Genomic DNA, 16,052 nt, shown 5'->3' on the forward strand with positions numbered 1-16,052 from the left:
GGAAATCGGGTTTTTTAGATTTTAAGTCAACTCAAACCGCCGAAGTCAGGATATTATCTCGGCTACTGCTTGTTGACTGACGACCAAGGAATCGTTGAAATTGAGTAGAAATGCAAGGAACATGCCAGTTTCGATGTAGTGATTATTGGCACTTGTCGGTAGATCCTATAGCCGTTATGGTCAAAGATTTTCAGATCGTAATCTCAGGCTAATAAGACCTTTTTTGTCTCGCATCAAAAACGGCAGACGGTGTCTGCCGAATCTATGAGTTGGCAAAAAGGGACGATGGCGTCGGCCGAATCCGAGAGTTAACAAAAACAACAGACGCCGTCTGGTGAATCTGGAAATCAGCGAAAAGTGCCAACAGCGTTGGCAGAATCTGGGAATGGCAAGACAACGGACACCGTCTGCAGAATCTAGAAAATTGCGAAAACGGCCGACGCTGTGGGCCGTTTCTGAGAATGGCAAAAACAACGGACATATCTAGTGGATCTCGGGGTTGCTCAAAACGACAGACAGTGTCTGCCGAATCTGAAAATCAGTAAAAAGTGTCTACGGCGTCGGCAGAAACCGGTGTGGTATAAAGTGCAGACTGTGTCCGCAGAATCTGGGGTTGGCGATGACGGCAGACATGTCGGCCAAATCTGAGAGTTACACAAATCTTGACCCAAAGGATGTCCTGTCAGATCCGTGACCATGGATTTCGGAGTTGGGGAAATCTGTTCTCTAAGATGGCCAAGAATCACAGGCGTCAATCCGTATATTAGCACTGATTCCATGTAACGTAGTGCTTTGTCGAATCTAATTCTGTCTAGTTCTATAAGCTGATCGATTCACTCCCTAACTGAAAAACCTGAAATTTGGCTACTCAAGTACATATCTGTGAAGGACAAATCCTGAATGGTTCTTTGTTCCGTGAGCCTATGCAGGTCATAACATTGCATAAAAACGGAAAAGATCTTTGGGACTTAGGCTTGGTAGGTCAGAGATCTGAAAAATTCACGAGGGTAACACTCACTTCTGATGAGACCGCAGAGCTAAAGATCACTGATCCCACCCTTTCCTATGACAGCGATGGACGACGATTGCGAATTGCGCTTCAAGCCTATTCGCTAGGCATCGCATACGAGTTTGATCCCTACTTTGGTCTCTCAATCTCGCGGGTAGACCCTCTACCACATCAATTGGAGGCAGTTTACGAACATCTACTGAAACTGCCCAGTGTGCGCTTTTTGCTCGCGGACGATGCGGGCGCAGGCAAAACCATTATGGCTGGGCTGTTGGTCAGAGAACTTAAACTTCGTGGCCTCATAGAGCGCATTCTGGTCGTTTGTCCTGCCAACCTTTCATTTCAGTGGCGGCGTGAACTTTTGGAAAAGTTTGATGAGAAATTTAAAGTACTTAAAGGGCGCAATATCCGTGACCAGTTTGGAGTCAATCAATGGATGGAGCATAAGCGGGTCATTACTTCGCTTGATCTGGCCAAGCGCGAGGACATTCTGCCTGGATTACGGCAGGTCCATTGGGACTTAGTCATTATCGATGAGGCTCATCGGATGTCAGCACGCGACGAAACTCATCGAAGCCAACGCTATCGTCTCGGAGAATTATTGCGAGACAATACAGATCATATACTACTGCTAACGGCTACTCCTCACAAGGGAGACCCGAAAAATTTTACGCTATTTCTGCAGCTACTTGATCAAGATGTATATGCAGATGTACAGTCAATTCGGAAAGCTATGGATCGCAAGAGCGCACCTTTCTACTTGCGGCGTACGAAGGAATCCATGGTCTATTTTCCAGAGCTTCAGGCCGATGGAAGTTGGGATACGAAGCGTGTATTTACGAAATGGATTCCACACACCGCCGGATTTAAAATTGATGGTTCTGAGTTCAAACTCTATCGCAAAATTACGCGGTTTGTGAAGCGCCAAAGCCAACGTGCGGCGGTAGCAGCCAGAGATAACAACCCTAGAGCACATGCAGTTGGCTTCCTGATGTCGCTATACCAACGACGTCTCGCATCCAGTATCTATGCGATCAGGAGATCGCTTGAAAAAAGAGCGAATAGATTAGAGGATGGCCTGGAACATGCACAGGATTTAATTAGCACTGCACCGTCTGACTTATCTAACTTACCTGATTGGGAAGAACTTGAAGAGTATAGAGATGATGAACGAGAGCGAATAGAGGAACTTCTGGAGGCGATCTCTCTCACGGGAAAAGCTGAACAGGTACACGAGGAAATTGCCGAATTATTGGAATTGGCCGAAGACGCCAAAGCCGTTCAGAACACAGGAACTGAGGCGAAGCTTCAACATCTTCGCAAAATCTTGCAGGAGAAAGGTTTCTTTGATCGTCCCGACCAACGCCTCTTAGTTTTTACTGAATTCAGGGACACACTAAATTACCTGACGGAGCAGTTAGAGAAATGGGGGTTCAACGTAGGTTGTATTCACGGTGGTATGAAACCTGGTTCGCGAGGCGAACCGGGAAGTCGACTTTTTGTTGAGCAGCAGTTCCGCGAAGGTGCGATTCAGGTCTTGGTAGCGACTGAGGCAGCCGGAGAAGGTATTAATCTCCAGTGCTGTCATATCCTCTTCAATTACGATATCCCATGGAATCCGAATCGACTGGAACAGCGCATGGGTCGTATTCACCGTTATGGACAGCAGAAAGACTGTCTGATTTTCAATTTTGTAGCCACAAACACTATTGAGGGGCGCGTTCTTGATCGCCTGTTGGAAAAGCTTCAAGAAATCCGAGATGCGCTAGATGATGATGCCGTATTTAATGTTATTGGCGAAGTATTGCCACCTGCACATATAGAGCGCGTACTCCGCGATTACTACGCAGGAGACTTGGGGGATAATGATCTTGAAGAACGAATACTGAAAAATGTCGACGAGAAGCATTTTCGGGATATCTGCCAGACGGCGCTGGAAGGGCTGGCCACCAAAAAACTCAATCTTGATTTGCTTAATGAGCGACGCGCCCGTGCTCAAGAGCGGCGAGTTATTCCCGAGACCATTGCACGATTTCTGGAGGAATCTGCACAAGATGCAGATTTATCTCTTAAACCTGTTCGCAATCAAGATCATACATTCGATCCAGGGCGAACGCCTCAGAGTTTGAAGAAATACGAGTTTGATGAAGACTGGCAGTTTCCAGATCTCGCTCTTCGTTATCCACGCCTGTCCACGGATCGTCAAACAGCAGATAACAACAACCTGGAATGGGTTCACCCGGGGCATCCGCTCTTTGAGGCCCTGAGAAGGTTTGCATTTGATGCTGGCCAAGATGCTTTTGCCAAGGGTGCTTGCTTCTATTCCCTGACACATGAGGTACCCAGTCGACTCGATTTCTATCAAGCTCGGATCGTTGACGGTCTCGGGAAAATTATCCGTGAACGGTTATTTGCAGTAGAACTGTCGGAGAATAATCCCCCTATTCTTCGTGGGCCCAGCGTTCTTGGTGACATGACTCCTGCCGGTGTTTCAGAACAGTTACCATCTGTGGCGCATTTAGCCGAAAACTCTGAATGGGTTCAACAAAACATACTTATGTCTTTTGTTGGTGAGGTTCGGAGGGAGCGTGTTGCCGAAGTTGAGCGAATTAGTGAACATGTTGAGATCTCTCTGAAAGAGGTATTACATCGGATTGATTTGGAAATTGGTCGGGCTAATGAAGATGTAGGAAATAAGATCATTGGGGCCGAGGGGCGTTTAGCAAAAGCGGAACGCCGATACGAAGATGCCTTTGCACGACTTGCACGTCGGCGGGAAGAGCTCAAGCAGCAGCGATCAATGACACCTCAGGGATTTCGTCGACTTGCAAGTGTGCTTGTCTTACCTCATCCTGACCGAGAAGTATTGGATGCCCGACGCTTGCGCCCCCACCCTGAAACTGAAATGACGGCTATGCGTGTCGTTATGGAACATGAGAAAGCACATGGTCGCCAAGTCGAAGACGTACACAAAAAGAATCTTGGGTACGACATCACCAGTCGTGATCCCATATCTGGTGAGTTGCGTTTGATTGAGATCAAGGGACTGGCAAATCCTACAGGGAGTATTTTGCTTACCCCTAACGAGCGACGTGTTGCCGAGGATCGTCGAGATTGTTTCTGGCTCTACGTCGTGACCAATTGTGCGAATGATCCCCAACTGCAGGAGCCGATCAAGGATCCCGCACGTTTTCCTTGGCATGAGGTCACCGAGGTACAACATTACTGGTTAGATATTAAGACCTTAACTCAGGAATGAGGACAGGAGAAAGTATCACTCGCCCTAGTAGACCGACGGGTCATGACAAAATCTGCAAAGAAATCAGATTCGCTGGATAAGCGATACCAATCGGTTTACGACGATGTGTCTGGTATCGTGGACATCGCCCGTGGACATGCCGCACGGTCAGTAAATGCCATTATGACAGCTGCCTATTGGTTGATTGGCCAATATATCGTTGAATTTGAGCAAAGAGGCAGGGAGCGTGCCAATTACGGTGAAGAGATTATCAAACGCCTTTCGGTAGACCTTTCTGCCCGTTTTGGTAGAGGGTTTTCGGTTAGCAACCTTTGGCAAATGAGGGCCTTCTTCCTTTCGTGGCAGAAAGTGCAGACACTGTCTGGAAAATCTGAGAGTCAACAAAAACTCCAGACACCGTCTGGAGAATCCGAGAATCAACAAAAACTCCAGACACCGTCTGGAAAATCTTCCCTGAGCCTTCTCGCCTCATATTTTCCACTACCTTGGTCAGCATATGTACGCCTAATCGCAGTCAAGAACTCCAACGCCCGCGAGTTCTATGAGATAGAGGCGTTGCGCGGAGGTTGGACGATCCGCCAGCTTGACCGGCAGATCAATTCTCAGTTCTACGAGCGCACGGCTCTTTCTAAGGATAAGGTTGCAATGCTCAAAAAAGGGCAGAATGTCAGAGAGACTGATACCCCCCTTCCTGAAGAGGCCTTCAAGGATCCATATGTCCTTGAATTTCTAAATCTGAAAGATGAATACTCTGAGAGTGATCTTGAAGAAGCATTAGTTAGTCATCTAGAGACCTTTCTACTTGAATTAGGTAATGACTTTTGCTTCATGGGTCGGCAGAGGCGCCTCCGCATAGGTGATGCTTGGTATCGGATGGACTTGGTATTCTATCATCGGAGACTACGGTGTATCGTTATTATTGACTTAAAGCTTGGAAAGTTTACCCATGCCGATGCCGGACAAATGCATCTCTATCTCAATTATGCTCTGAAAAATTGGGTTCTGGAGGGAGAAAATCCACCGGTAGGACTGATTTTATGTGTACAAAAGGACGAAGCGGTTGCACAATACGCGCTTGAGGGGTTACCGAATAAAGTAATGGCTGCGGAATACCGTACAGCCTTGCCGGACGAGCAACTCCTTGCATCTGAAATTGACTATGCCCGTAAAGCAATAGATGCGTCCGATTTGCTGTCAGGGGATAATTTGCGGTCAATCAATGGTGGCAAGGGATTGAAAGATAATTCTGGGGGGATTTCATGATTCCGCGAGAGTGCAAGCGACTTGCTGAGGTAGATTTCCCAATTGCTGAGGTCTCGAAGCATGCTGCAAAAGAGAAGTCAATCCGGCATAGCCATCCCTCCACATTGCATCTATGGTGGGCCCGACGTCCTCTGGCGTCATGCCGGGCTGTGCTGATGGGGTTGCTACTTCCAGATCCATGTGATCCTCATTGTCCGAATACATTCAAGGAAGATGCACGAAGGATTCTGCTGAACATGGCATACCACCCTGGGAAATGGGACCAAATCATTGAATCGGATGAAGGGGTCCGGCAAATTATTCTGGAATTTATTGCTGATTTTGCGAATTGGAACAACGCGGCAAATTCCACCTATCTTGGTGTCAGCCGTTCCTTGGTCAAAGCTGCACATGGGGATGATATTCCCTTAGTAGTAGATCCATTTGCAGGTGGAGGATCTATTCCTTTGGAGGCATTACGGCTGGGATGCGAGGCATTTGCAAGTGACCTTAATCCTGTCGCATGCCTGATTCTAAAGACAATGCTGGAAGATATTCCACATTCCGGACCGACATTGGCAGAAGAATTACGCAAAGTTGGTGCAGACATCAAGCTCCAAGCTGAACGGGAATTGGTTGATTTGTATCCGGATGATCCCGATGGTTCAACTCCAATTGCCTATTTGTGGACACGTACGGTTCGCTGCGAGGCACCTAACTGTGGGGCAGAGATTCCGCTCATGCGTTCGTTTTGGTTATGCAAGAAAGCCAAGCGAAGAAGGGCATTGAAATACAGTGTTGAGCGTCCTGACGGTTTACCTCCGCGAGTTGAGTTTGAAGTATTTGAGCCAGAATCGGACAAGGAGGTGCCAGTAGGCACGGTGACTCGTGCCAAGGCCACCTGCATTTGCTGTAATGCAGTGCTGCCTCCAGAGCGAGTACGAGAACAACTCAAAGGGCAAAAGGGCGGGGCAGATGTCATCTTTGATGACGAAGGCCTCCGGGTTGGAGGGGCACGAATGACAGCCGTCGTAACGCTACGACCTGGGCAGAAAGGCCGACATTACCGTATTCCAAATGACACGGACTATGCCACGGTACACAAGTCTCAGGAACGCTTGCATGAAATCTTAAGTGAATGGGAACTCGGTGGAAAACAAGGGCTTTGTCCCGTGCCGGATGAACCTACACCAGCAGGAGGCGGTTCGGGGGCAGGGCGTGCATTTAGTGTGCAACGTTATGGGATGTTACAGTGGGGAGATTTGTTTACGGCAAGACAGAAATTGGCGATGATGGAATTTAAGCGGATAATGGATGGTTCGGGGCAGATTGATTCACAAGAGATACAAAACGTGTTAATCGGACTGCTTCTGGGCAAAATGGCTGACGGGAATAATTCACTGACTCGCTGGGAAAGTAATGCGGAAAACCCGGTGAATCTATTCTCGAGGCAGGCCATTCCTCTAGTATGGGATTTTTGCGAGTCCACCCCAAAGAGCAATGCGCGTGGAGTTTTTCTTTCAAGCCTCGATTCCACATGCGAGGTAATTGAGGCCGTCCGAACGGCAGCTTCAGGTCAAGTCCAGCAGTCTGATTCGATGTGTCACCCACTTCCGGATCAATCCACTGGAATTTGGTTTACAGATCCACCGTATTATGATGCCATTCCCTATTCTGATCTCTCGGATTTTTTCTTAGTCTGGCTCAAGCGCACACTCCCTAATCATCATTTGCTACAAGATCCGTTTGATCCTGCAAATATTCTTAGTCCAAAGCAACGTGAGATTGTTCAGGACGAAACCAAACAGGATAATAACCGCAGAAAGGATCGTGATTGGTTTGAAGAGAGCATGGCAGAAGCCTTTTCTGAGGGCCGGAGAGTATTGCGAGAAGATGGCGTGGGTTCGGTGGTATTTGCTCACAAGACTACCGAGGGTTGGGAGGCATTGCTCTCGGGAATGATTCGCGGTGGTTGGACCATCACTGGATCGTGGCCAATTGCAACTGAAGCCTCAACACGCCTACGGGCTCGCGAATCTGCGGCACTCGCTACCAGTATTCATCTTATTTGTCGCCCACGCTTACAGGATGCGCCTACAGGAGATTGGGGAGACATTCTGAGCGAATTACCCCGGCGTGTCAGCAGTTGGATGAGTCGTCTTCAGGGTGAGGGGATTAGAGGTGCTGATCTCGTTTTTGCCTGTATTGGTCCGGCACTGGAAATCTTCAGTCGCTACCGAACTGTGGAAACAGCGGAGGGTCACGAAATCAAACTATCAGAGTATCTGGAGAAGGTCTGGGAAGTCGTTGGCCGCACGGCACTTGAACAGGTACTCCACACACCCACGGATGGTGGAGGCTTGACAGGCACTTTAGAAGAAGATGCCCGTCTGACTGCTTTGTTCCTTTGGACACTTCAGAGTACAGACCTACCCAAGAATACCTCAGACGAGAAAGAAGAGGACGAGCCTCACAAAGTGACAATAAAGGGTTTCACCCTCCCATTTGATGTAGTGCGCCGTTTCGCTCAGCCTATGGGAATTGATTTGAATGCATGGACAGGTAATATTATCACACTTGAGAAGGGAGTAGTGCGCCTGTTGCCGGTAATGGAGCGCAATAAAGATCTTTTTGGTAAAGATGGAATAGGTACGACCGCAGAATGGATTGAGAGTGATCCAAAAGGAAATGTCCAGAGATCGCTCTTCCCAGAGTTGGATGTTGAACTCTCCCTAGGGAAAAATCATCTTCGAAAAAGTATCACTGAAGAAGATATAGAATTTCAGTCAGGTAGTGCTACCGTTCTGGATCGGGTACACGCGGCTATGCTCCTACAGACTAGTGGACATGCCAATGCGTTACGAACCCTCATTGACTCTGAATTGAGTCGCGGCCCCGAGTTCTTGCATCTGGCCAACGCATTATCGGCCTTATATCCAAGAGGCAGCCAGGAAAAACGACTCATAGATGCCATGCTGTTGGCCGTACCACGGTAAAAGCCTATCAAAATGAAACAAGTTACCCTGGAAAATTACCGCTGCTTCCACAGAAAGCAGGTTGCTGATCTTGCACCGTTAACATTGCTTGTAGGTGATAACAGTACAGGAAAAACATCCTTCCTAGCCATGATTCGAGCATTGTGGGATTGCTTTTATGACTATTCTAACTCCGGTTTTCCAAACTTCAAGGAAGCACCGTTTGATTTAGGGAGTTTTGATGAGATCGCCCATCATCAAAGTGAGAGGAGTGGTCCAGCATCCACATTTGAGGCGGGATTTTGTATTGGTCAGAATGATATGGCCGAGTTTGTATTCGCAAAGTCTGGAACTATACCCATACCAGTGAGCGTGCGCCGGAGTGAAGAGGATGCTTGGGTACATATTTTCTATGATCATCAGGGAAATCACAGAGTCCACGTCGGCACTTGTCGAGGAACCTGGGAAATACCAATTAATGCAGATACCCAAGGTAGGCTTACATCGCTACTTTCTTCACGAAGACTGCTACCGCTGATAATTCCAGGTATAATTTACCGTGACCATATAGAACACCACGAAAACCTGATTCCTATTGATGGCTCTCCTCTCTTCTCCGAAAAGGATGCCCATTCAATTGCGGGAACTGAGTTCACGGTTTTAGATTTTTCTGGGGAACGACCGTTTTTAAGTGCACCGATTCGCTCTAGACCACGACGCACTTACGATCCGGCAACCTCAATACTGGATCCCGAAGGTGACTACGTTCCAATGCTCATGGCTAACTTAGCCATGGATCATAACCAAATGTGGAAAGAACTAAAACAAAAATTAGAAAAATTTGGCAGGTCCGCAGGGATATTTGATGAAATTCATGTGAAACAACTCGGAAGATCGGGCAGCGATCCTTTTCAGGTTCAGATCAGAAAGTTCGGCAAAAAACGAAAAGGCCCTAAGCAGAATTTGATTGATGTGGGATACGGGATCAGCCAAGTTTTGCCTATTTTGACTGAGCTTCTATTACCGGGGAATTCCAAAATGGCATTACTACAACAACCGGAGATACATCTTCACCCAAGTGCTCAAGCTGCTTTGGGCGGCCTTTTTTGTGAGGTTGCCAGCCAAGGAAGACAGTTGATTGTTGAGACTCACAGCCAGTTCATGATTGATCGGATTCGAATGGATGTACGGGATGGGAAAACGGATCTTAAACCTGAAAATGTCTCTATTCTATTCTTTGAGCGAACTGACACAAGCGTTCAGATTCACCCAATCCGAATTGATGAGTTAGGAAATGTTCTTGATACCCCAAACAGTTATGGTAGATTTTTCATGGAGGAAACTAGCAGATCTCTAGGCTTCTGATTCTTAATTGAATGTGTGCAATTCTGGATGCAAATGTTGTCCACGAAGTCTTTAAAGTTGATGGTCACGACGCAGGGAAGCAATTTCTCGAATGGATCAACACGGGAAGAGGGCATTTAGTGATTGGGGGCAAGCTAACTGCTGAACTCTCCAAGGCTTCAGAAAGCTTCAGGCAATGGGCAAAAATCGCTCGTATCCAAGGAAAAATGACTATTGTTCACGATGGTGAAGTTGACCAAACGGAAAAAGACCTCACAGATGCTGGAAATTGCATCTCCGATGATACTCACATCATCGCTCTTGCTCAAGTGAGTGGCGCACGTTTACTGTATTCCAATGACGAAGCACTGCATAAAGATTTTGGCAATAAGAAGTTGATAGATCACCCACGTGGGAAAATATATTCAACTATAAGAGGTAGAGATTTTTCAAAAACACACCGAGATTTGCTGGCAAATAGAAATCTTTGCGGAGCAAAATCATGAGAACACTTTTCATGGTAGATCTATTTGAGTCATTAACAATAGACACTTAATCAGATTTAATGGCATTAACCCCTTGGTATAGAAATGTAACCCTTCGTAAAGAAGTACGCGAAGGGCGCTCATTCAGACCGGATGAGTTCGCCATTGCCCTTGAGCAGGTGGTTGCTGGCACTGCCCCCAAAGATTACTGCGACCCTGTTCAGTTTTTCTCAAGAACCTGTTTTACGGCTGCGTTGAAAAAGCACGCAGGTATGGTGCTTCGACGCCTCTCTGGTAAAACCGAAAATACATCCCCGGTTCTTACCCTTATCACCCAATTCGGTGGAGGCAAGACACACACACTCACATCACTTTACCACCTTGCAAAAGTTGGTGCAGATGCATCTATCCTGCCTGGAGTACCTGAACTACTCAAGGATGCTAGTATTACAAAACCTATTTCCGCACGAGTTGGGGTGTTTGTGGGTAACGCGTGGGATCCAGTGGAAGGCCGGGAGACCCCTTGGATTGATCTGGCATGTCAACTTGCAGGTGACCAGGGTGTAGCTGCACTTGGGGCGGCAGCCCGTGAAACCCCACCGGGGACGGAGGCACTTTCGAACGTGTTTGCCGCCGCAGACGCGCCAGTTCTGTTGCTGTTTGACGAGGTCCTTAACTTCGTGAACCGTCACCGCAATATGGCTGAGCGTTTTCATGCCTTCATCCAGAATCTGTCGGTTGCTGTTACCGGAACCACACATGCGGTCGCAGTCATCAGTCTGCCGCGCAGCCAGGTTGAAATGACGGATTGGGATCAACAGTGGCAGAATAAGATCACTAAAGTCGTCCGACGCGTCGCTCAAGATCTGATCGCAAATGACGAATCCGAAATTAGTGATGTCATCTGTCGACGACTGTTCGAAGATCGGGGAAATGAACGAACCCGAAAGAAAGTGGCCAAGGCCTATGCAGACTGGTGTTTTGAACGCACTGCGCGTCTGCCCCAGGAATGGCTGTCGGTTGATTCTGCGGTGACGGAGGCAAAGGCAAAAACATTTCTCAGAAACCGTTTTGAGGCATGCTACCCATTCCATCCGTCAACTCTTTCGGTATTTCAACGAAAATGGCGTGCACTGTCGCAGTTTCAGCAGACCAGAGGTGCCCTCGCTATGCTTGCGCAGTGGATCTCAGGGGCATCCAGAGAACAGTTCAGGAAAGCGAGGACAGAGCCCCTAATCACGCTCGGCTCAGCACCGTTAGATATTCCAGAATTTCGTGCTGTTGTGCTGGGACAGTTGGGAGAGAATCGGCTTGATACGGCCATTGAAGCAGATCTTGCTGGAGACATGGCGCACGCTCGCGCCCTTGATGCGGATGTACCAAACGAACTACGTGATATTCATCGGCGTGTAGGTACAGCCATTTTATTTGAGTCTTCGGGCGGACAGGTAGATAAGGTCGCCCATTTGCCTGAACTACGTTTTGCTTTGGGTGAACCAGCCATTGATACAACGGCTATTGATAATGCCGCGGCAGCCTTGGACGCAAGAGGATTCTTTATTCGGAAGGTTGGCACTGACGGATTTCGTATTCACCACCAAGCCACCCTAAAGAAGGTCGTGAGTGATCGCCGTGCATCGCTGGATGAAGAAACAGAGATCAAGCCCGCCATTCGAAAACTAGTTGAGGGCGAGTTCCGCCGTGGTTCTACTCTTCCCCTTGCGGTCTTCCCAGAAGATAGCGCTACAGTTCAGGACACGTCGCGTCTAGTACTGGTTATTCTTGGTCCAGAAATCGAATGGATTGGTGATGGACAGGGAACTGAGCGAATTCGCCAATGGACAAAACTACGCGGTCAGTCACCACGGCTTTACCCGAGTTCATTGGTCTGGTGTGCTAAATCAACAAGACGCAAACTTCGCGAAAAAGTTGAATTTTGGCTTGCATGGAAGAGGGTAGTGCTTGAAATAGATCAGGGGATTCTCGGGAGTGAATTTGACAAAGCTGACCGGGCCAACGCAAACGCCATGGTGAAGGAAGCGGAAGATGCTGCAAAAGATGAGGTGTGGGCCAGTTATCGATTCATACTGCTTGCTGATTCGCACGAATCAAGTGGGTTAAAAACAATTGACTTAGGCGCCGGTCATTCCACTTCCAATGAGACACTCTGTGGCCGGATCGTCAATGCAATGAAATCTGAGGCACTGCTCAATGAAAGTGTTGGTGCCAGCTATATTGACCGCCATTGGCCTCGGGCATTCATAGATACTGGGGCGTGGCCGCTCCGAGGACTACGACAAAGTTTTCTGGACGGCTCACTCACACGACTGATAGACCCAGAGACAATCCTTCGCCGCCAAATTGTCCGGTTTGTGTCTGAGGGAGAATTTGGCTTCGCATCTGCTGATCAAGCCGATGGAAGTTACCGTCGTGTGTGGTACAAGGAAGCACTCTCACAGGAGGAGATCACGTTTGAATCGGGAGTTTTCCTGCTGAGGAAATCCAGGGCAGAAACACTGAAAACCAAGCCCAAGGATCCTCTTCCGCCAGAGCCAGATCCATCAACAGAGCCAGGCCCAGCCATTGAACCAGATCCTGGACCTGAACTACCAAAAGGTCAAAGTACAACGGCTTTTCAACTTGTAGGCACTGTACCCCCCGAAGTATGGAATAGACTTGGAACCAAAATCATTCCAAAATTACGTGAGTTGGATGGACTAAATCTTGGAATTGAACTTTCAGGAAATGTTGGCCCTGATCAGGTACAAAGATTGGAACGAAGCTTACAGCATATTCTTAATTAATTATAATTAAGCGACCGGATTCACATAAAGAAAACGGATATTTTCTCATAATTGTTAACCGTCTAATCACCTGTCATACCGATAGCTTGCACGGCGACATATACATCTTCCCGAACTGGGAATGAAACAACACCATACCGACAGGCATCAATTCTGTAAATCCATCTTCCCATTCGTAACCGTGAACCTCCGGTGATAAACACTCAATCCACTGCTCCTGACTACCTATTTGCTGTGACGATTGAATTGAACCAGGCCCGCGCACTAGCGATTGCAATCAATGCACAACCTATATGTCCACTTTGGGGGCTCGGATCGATCAGCGCAGCAACATCTCCAAAACTCTGGGCTGCGATCTGAGAATTTTCAATGGGAACCAGCTTGTCACCAGCACAATGATAGAGCCGGGTTGGGGAATCTGGACTCCAGTTCGTTAGGTCGTTCTCACGCAAACTCTGCAAAAATGGGTGATCTGGATCCTCATTCACAGCCTGGAGTACATCCTGTCGAACGATATGGATGGGAATCGGTGGCATGGCATTATTGATTTCCGTACTACCATGCGTTCCGTCAAACAATGGTGGCAAGGTCACATCATAGGGGCTTCTTAAAAAATCCGATGGACTATCAAATAAATCGTAGGCCTCATTATAGCTCAATAGGATATACGGGAGATAATACGGCTGTGGGTAAGGCTCTTCCCGTAAGATCACCTTCAACATCGTCCCGCTTAAATCATAGGGACCGGCCATGGGAGCAGATGCTACAAGAGAATATTCGTCCTGGAAATTCGCTTCCAGAACACGCTGAACAGCCATAGCGGTGTAGCCACCTGAAGAATAACCCGCTAGAAACAATTCCCTGGAAACCTCCCAGGACTGCGTCATAGACCACTTTAGGACAGCCGACAACTGATCAATGACGGCCGAGGCTGACACATCTGCGATCAAATACGGATGGAGTCCAGGTGAGGAGCCAAGTCCAACGAGGTCAGGCATGACTGAGAGGTACCCGTCCGAGGAAAAGAGCAGCCCAACGAGAACTCCTTCCGTCCCGCCCGCCGAAGGGACATCAACGCGTCGGACACTCGTTCCATGCTGAAACGAAACCATTGCAAGTGATCCCAGAACAGGCTGGGGTACAACAACTGCGCCGGATGCCATGATGAGCTCCCCCTTTACATCTACCGTCACATACTCCATCACATAGACTGCAGCACCATAACGCGCCGAAAGGGGAATGTCAAATCCCGCTGCCAACTGGTTCATCTCCTGCACGGTATAAGTCCGCTGGAGCTTCACACTGATGACATCGCCGCGGTCTGGTGTGGATACTACGTCGGGACCCTGATCTGTAGAATCACACCCAAAAAGGCAGACAAGAACAAATAGTGTGCAAACGCACGCCCACCTATTCACGACCCGAGTTGAACCACTGGCGGATAATTTCTTCGGCAGGCTTCCCCTGTGGGGTAAATCCGAGCAAGGAAGTACGACGCTGTTCGCGGTCCCCATGCCATTTCCAAAGAATCGCACCACTGAACCAGGTCTCATCCCACAACTCATTGAAAAATACGGTATATAATTGAGCTTGAATGGCATTGTTCGGTGTGACCCGGCCGATTTCATCACGCGATGGCCAGCGCCACGGCTTCGCAGCCGCATCATCCACATTCCGATAGCCGATTTCCGTAAAGAGTACCGGACGATTGAGACGCTCAGAGAGATCGGATAACACTTCAACATGCGGTTCCCACCCCTCGGCCAACATCTCGTCGGTTGGACCTGGCTGATCCGAAAGTTCGAAATACGCCTGAACACCGATGTAATCCAGTAGATCCCAGAACTCAATATGTTCGTATTCCTCCCACCAGTTTGCCGCATAGGTCAACCTCCCCGGATACACGGAGCGGATGTTTTCAATGAGACCCCGCCAGTACTCTGGACGTTCATGTGCGCTCCGGGCGAGTTCGGTTCCAATCACGAGAATGTCTGCTTTAACTTCTTCTGCCAGATGCGCATAGTGCATCAGAAACGTCGTATAATCTACTTCCCAAGTCCGCCATTGATCTTCTTCCGGGTAACCGATGTCGTCTCTAGACTGCCCTTCCGCACTGTAACGGCCCAGCCACAGATGCGGCTTCAGAATGATATCCATACCCAAGCTGTCTGCGCTTCGAGCCATTTCTCTTATGCCCAGATCACTTTCGCTGTACCACCGGGCATCGGGGTTCATTCGGATCTCGGGATGCTCAATACTTCGCTGAAACCCGAACTGTACCAAAGTCACATGGGTAACGCCGAGCTCGCGCAATTTGGGCAGCATTGCGGGCGATGGCTCGTTCCGAGCATCAAGCGTGACCGACTGAATCATGGCAGCCCCATCATCCTGCTGCCCCTGAGGGTTACAACTGATAGGTAGCAGCCAGATCAAAACCCAGAAAGCCGCACTGATTCTGGAGCACACAAAACTCTTTGTAGTCAGATGGAATATCTTGATAGCTTATCACCAACTGTTTACGGATTTTTTCATGTCAGACCGCAGGAAGTTTCTCTATCAGGTCGGCGCACCAGCGGCAGTTATTCTCTCACACAGTGCACTGATCGTTGAATACATTCCTGCAGTACTTGCACAGGTTACAGGAGTTACGTATGACGTAACCAATGATGAGAGATTTTGGTTCACCGTACAAGACACTATTACATCTGGTCACAGCCAAGTGAATCTCTGGACAACGACAGTATAGGCCCGTTGTGACGAATTGCTCAATCCTTGAATTTTCTTCACAGAAGGGGAGGCCGTCGTGTTCATTTTCCCAAAAAATCCTACTTCAGTACCACTTTGTGTGAGATGGGCCAGATCAAGATTAAGTACCGCGATTCATCAAGGGATTCTTCATGCAGTAGCCCTGGAATGGACTCTCTCAATACCTGA

General features: G+C 48.3%; 9 protein-coding genes. 8 read left to right on the forward strand and 1 reads right to left on the reverse strand.

Features of this window, described 5'->3' with window-relative positions; genetic code table 11:
• Positions 1–923 precede the first annotated feature (923 nt).
• Genes F4Y64_07595 through F4Y64_07620 form a run of 6 tightly spaced genes read left to right on the forward strand, consistent with a single transcriptional unit; the run spans position 924 to position 13,118 of the window.
• Positions 924–4,268: a DUF3883 domain-containing protein gene (locus tag F4Y64_07595; GenBank protein MXX97460.1), complete on the forward strand. Its 3,345-nt coding sequence runs from the start codon at positions 924–926 to the stop codon at positions 4,266–4,268.
• A gap of 42 nt (positions 4,269–4,310) precedes the next feature.
• Positions 4,311–5,531, forward strand: coding sequence for a DUF1016 domain-containing protein (locus F4Y64_07600; protein MXX97461.1), 1,221 nt, complete (start codon positions 4,311–4,313; stop codon positions 5,529–5,531).
• Complete coding sequence (locus tag F4Y64_07605) at positions 5,528–8,506, forward strand: DUF1156 domain-containing protein (GenBank protein ID MXX97462.1); 2,979 nt, start codon at positions 5,528–5,530, stop codon at positions 8,504–8,506. Before F4Y64_07600 ends, F4Y64_07605 begins: the two co-directional genes overlap by 4 nt.
• A gap of 12 nt (positions 8,507–8,518) precedes the next feature.
• Positions 8,519–9,850, forward strand: coding sequence for an AAA family ATPase (locus F4Y64_07610; GenBank protein MXX97463.1), 1,332 nt, complete (start codon positions 8,519–8,521; stop codon positions 9,848–9,850).
• Between the two features lie 11 nt (positions 9,851–9,861).
• Positions 9,862–10,335, forward strand: a complete 474-nt coding sequence (locus F4Y64_07615; GenBank protein ID MXX97464.1) for a PIN domain-containing protein — start codon at positions 9,862–9,864, stop codon at positions 10,333–10,335.
• 59 nt (positions 10,336–10,394) lie between these two features.
• Positions 10,395–13,118 carry an ATP-binding protein gene (locus F4Y64_07620; GenBank protein MXX97465.1) on the forward strand — a complete coding sequence of 908 codons (2,724 nt, stop codon included), beginning with the start codon at positions 10,395–10,397 and terminating at the stop codon, positions 13,116–13,118.
• Positions 13,119–13,339: 221 nt separating this feature from the next.
• Here the strand turns inward: F4Y64_07620 and F4Y64_07625 are convergent, their stop codons facing one another.
• Positions 13,340–15,001, reverse strand: a complete 1,662-nt coding sequence (locus tag F4Y64_07625; protein ID MXX97466.1) for an alpha/beta fold hydrolase — start codon at positions 14,999–15,001, stop codon at positions 13,340–13,342.
• A 130-nt stretch (positions 15,002–15,131) separates the two neighbouring features.
• Here F4Y64_07625 and F4Y64_07630 point away from each other — a divergent pair, with 130 nt between their 5' ends.
• A complete protein-coding gene (locus F4Y64_07630) occupies positions 15,132–15,539 on the forward strand; it encodes a hypothetical protein (GenBank protein ID MXX97467.1) in 408 nt (135 codons plus the stop codon).
• Positions 15,540–15,648: 109 nt separating this feature from the next.
• Complete coding sequence (locus F4Y64_07635; protein ID MXX97468.1) at positions 15,649–15,864, forward strand: hypothetical protein; 216 nt, start codon at positions 15,649–15,651, stop codon at positions 15,862–15,864.
• The last annotated feature ends 188 nt before the right edge of the window (positions 15,865–16,052 follow it).

The sequence above is a fragment of the Rhodothermaceae bacterium genome (assembly GCA_009838195.1).
In the GTDB taxonomy this organism is placed as follows: domain Bacteria; phylum Bacteroidota; class Rhodothermia; order Rhodothermales; family Bin80; genus Bin80.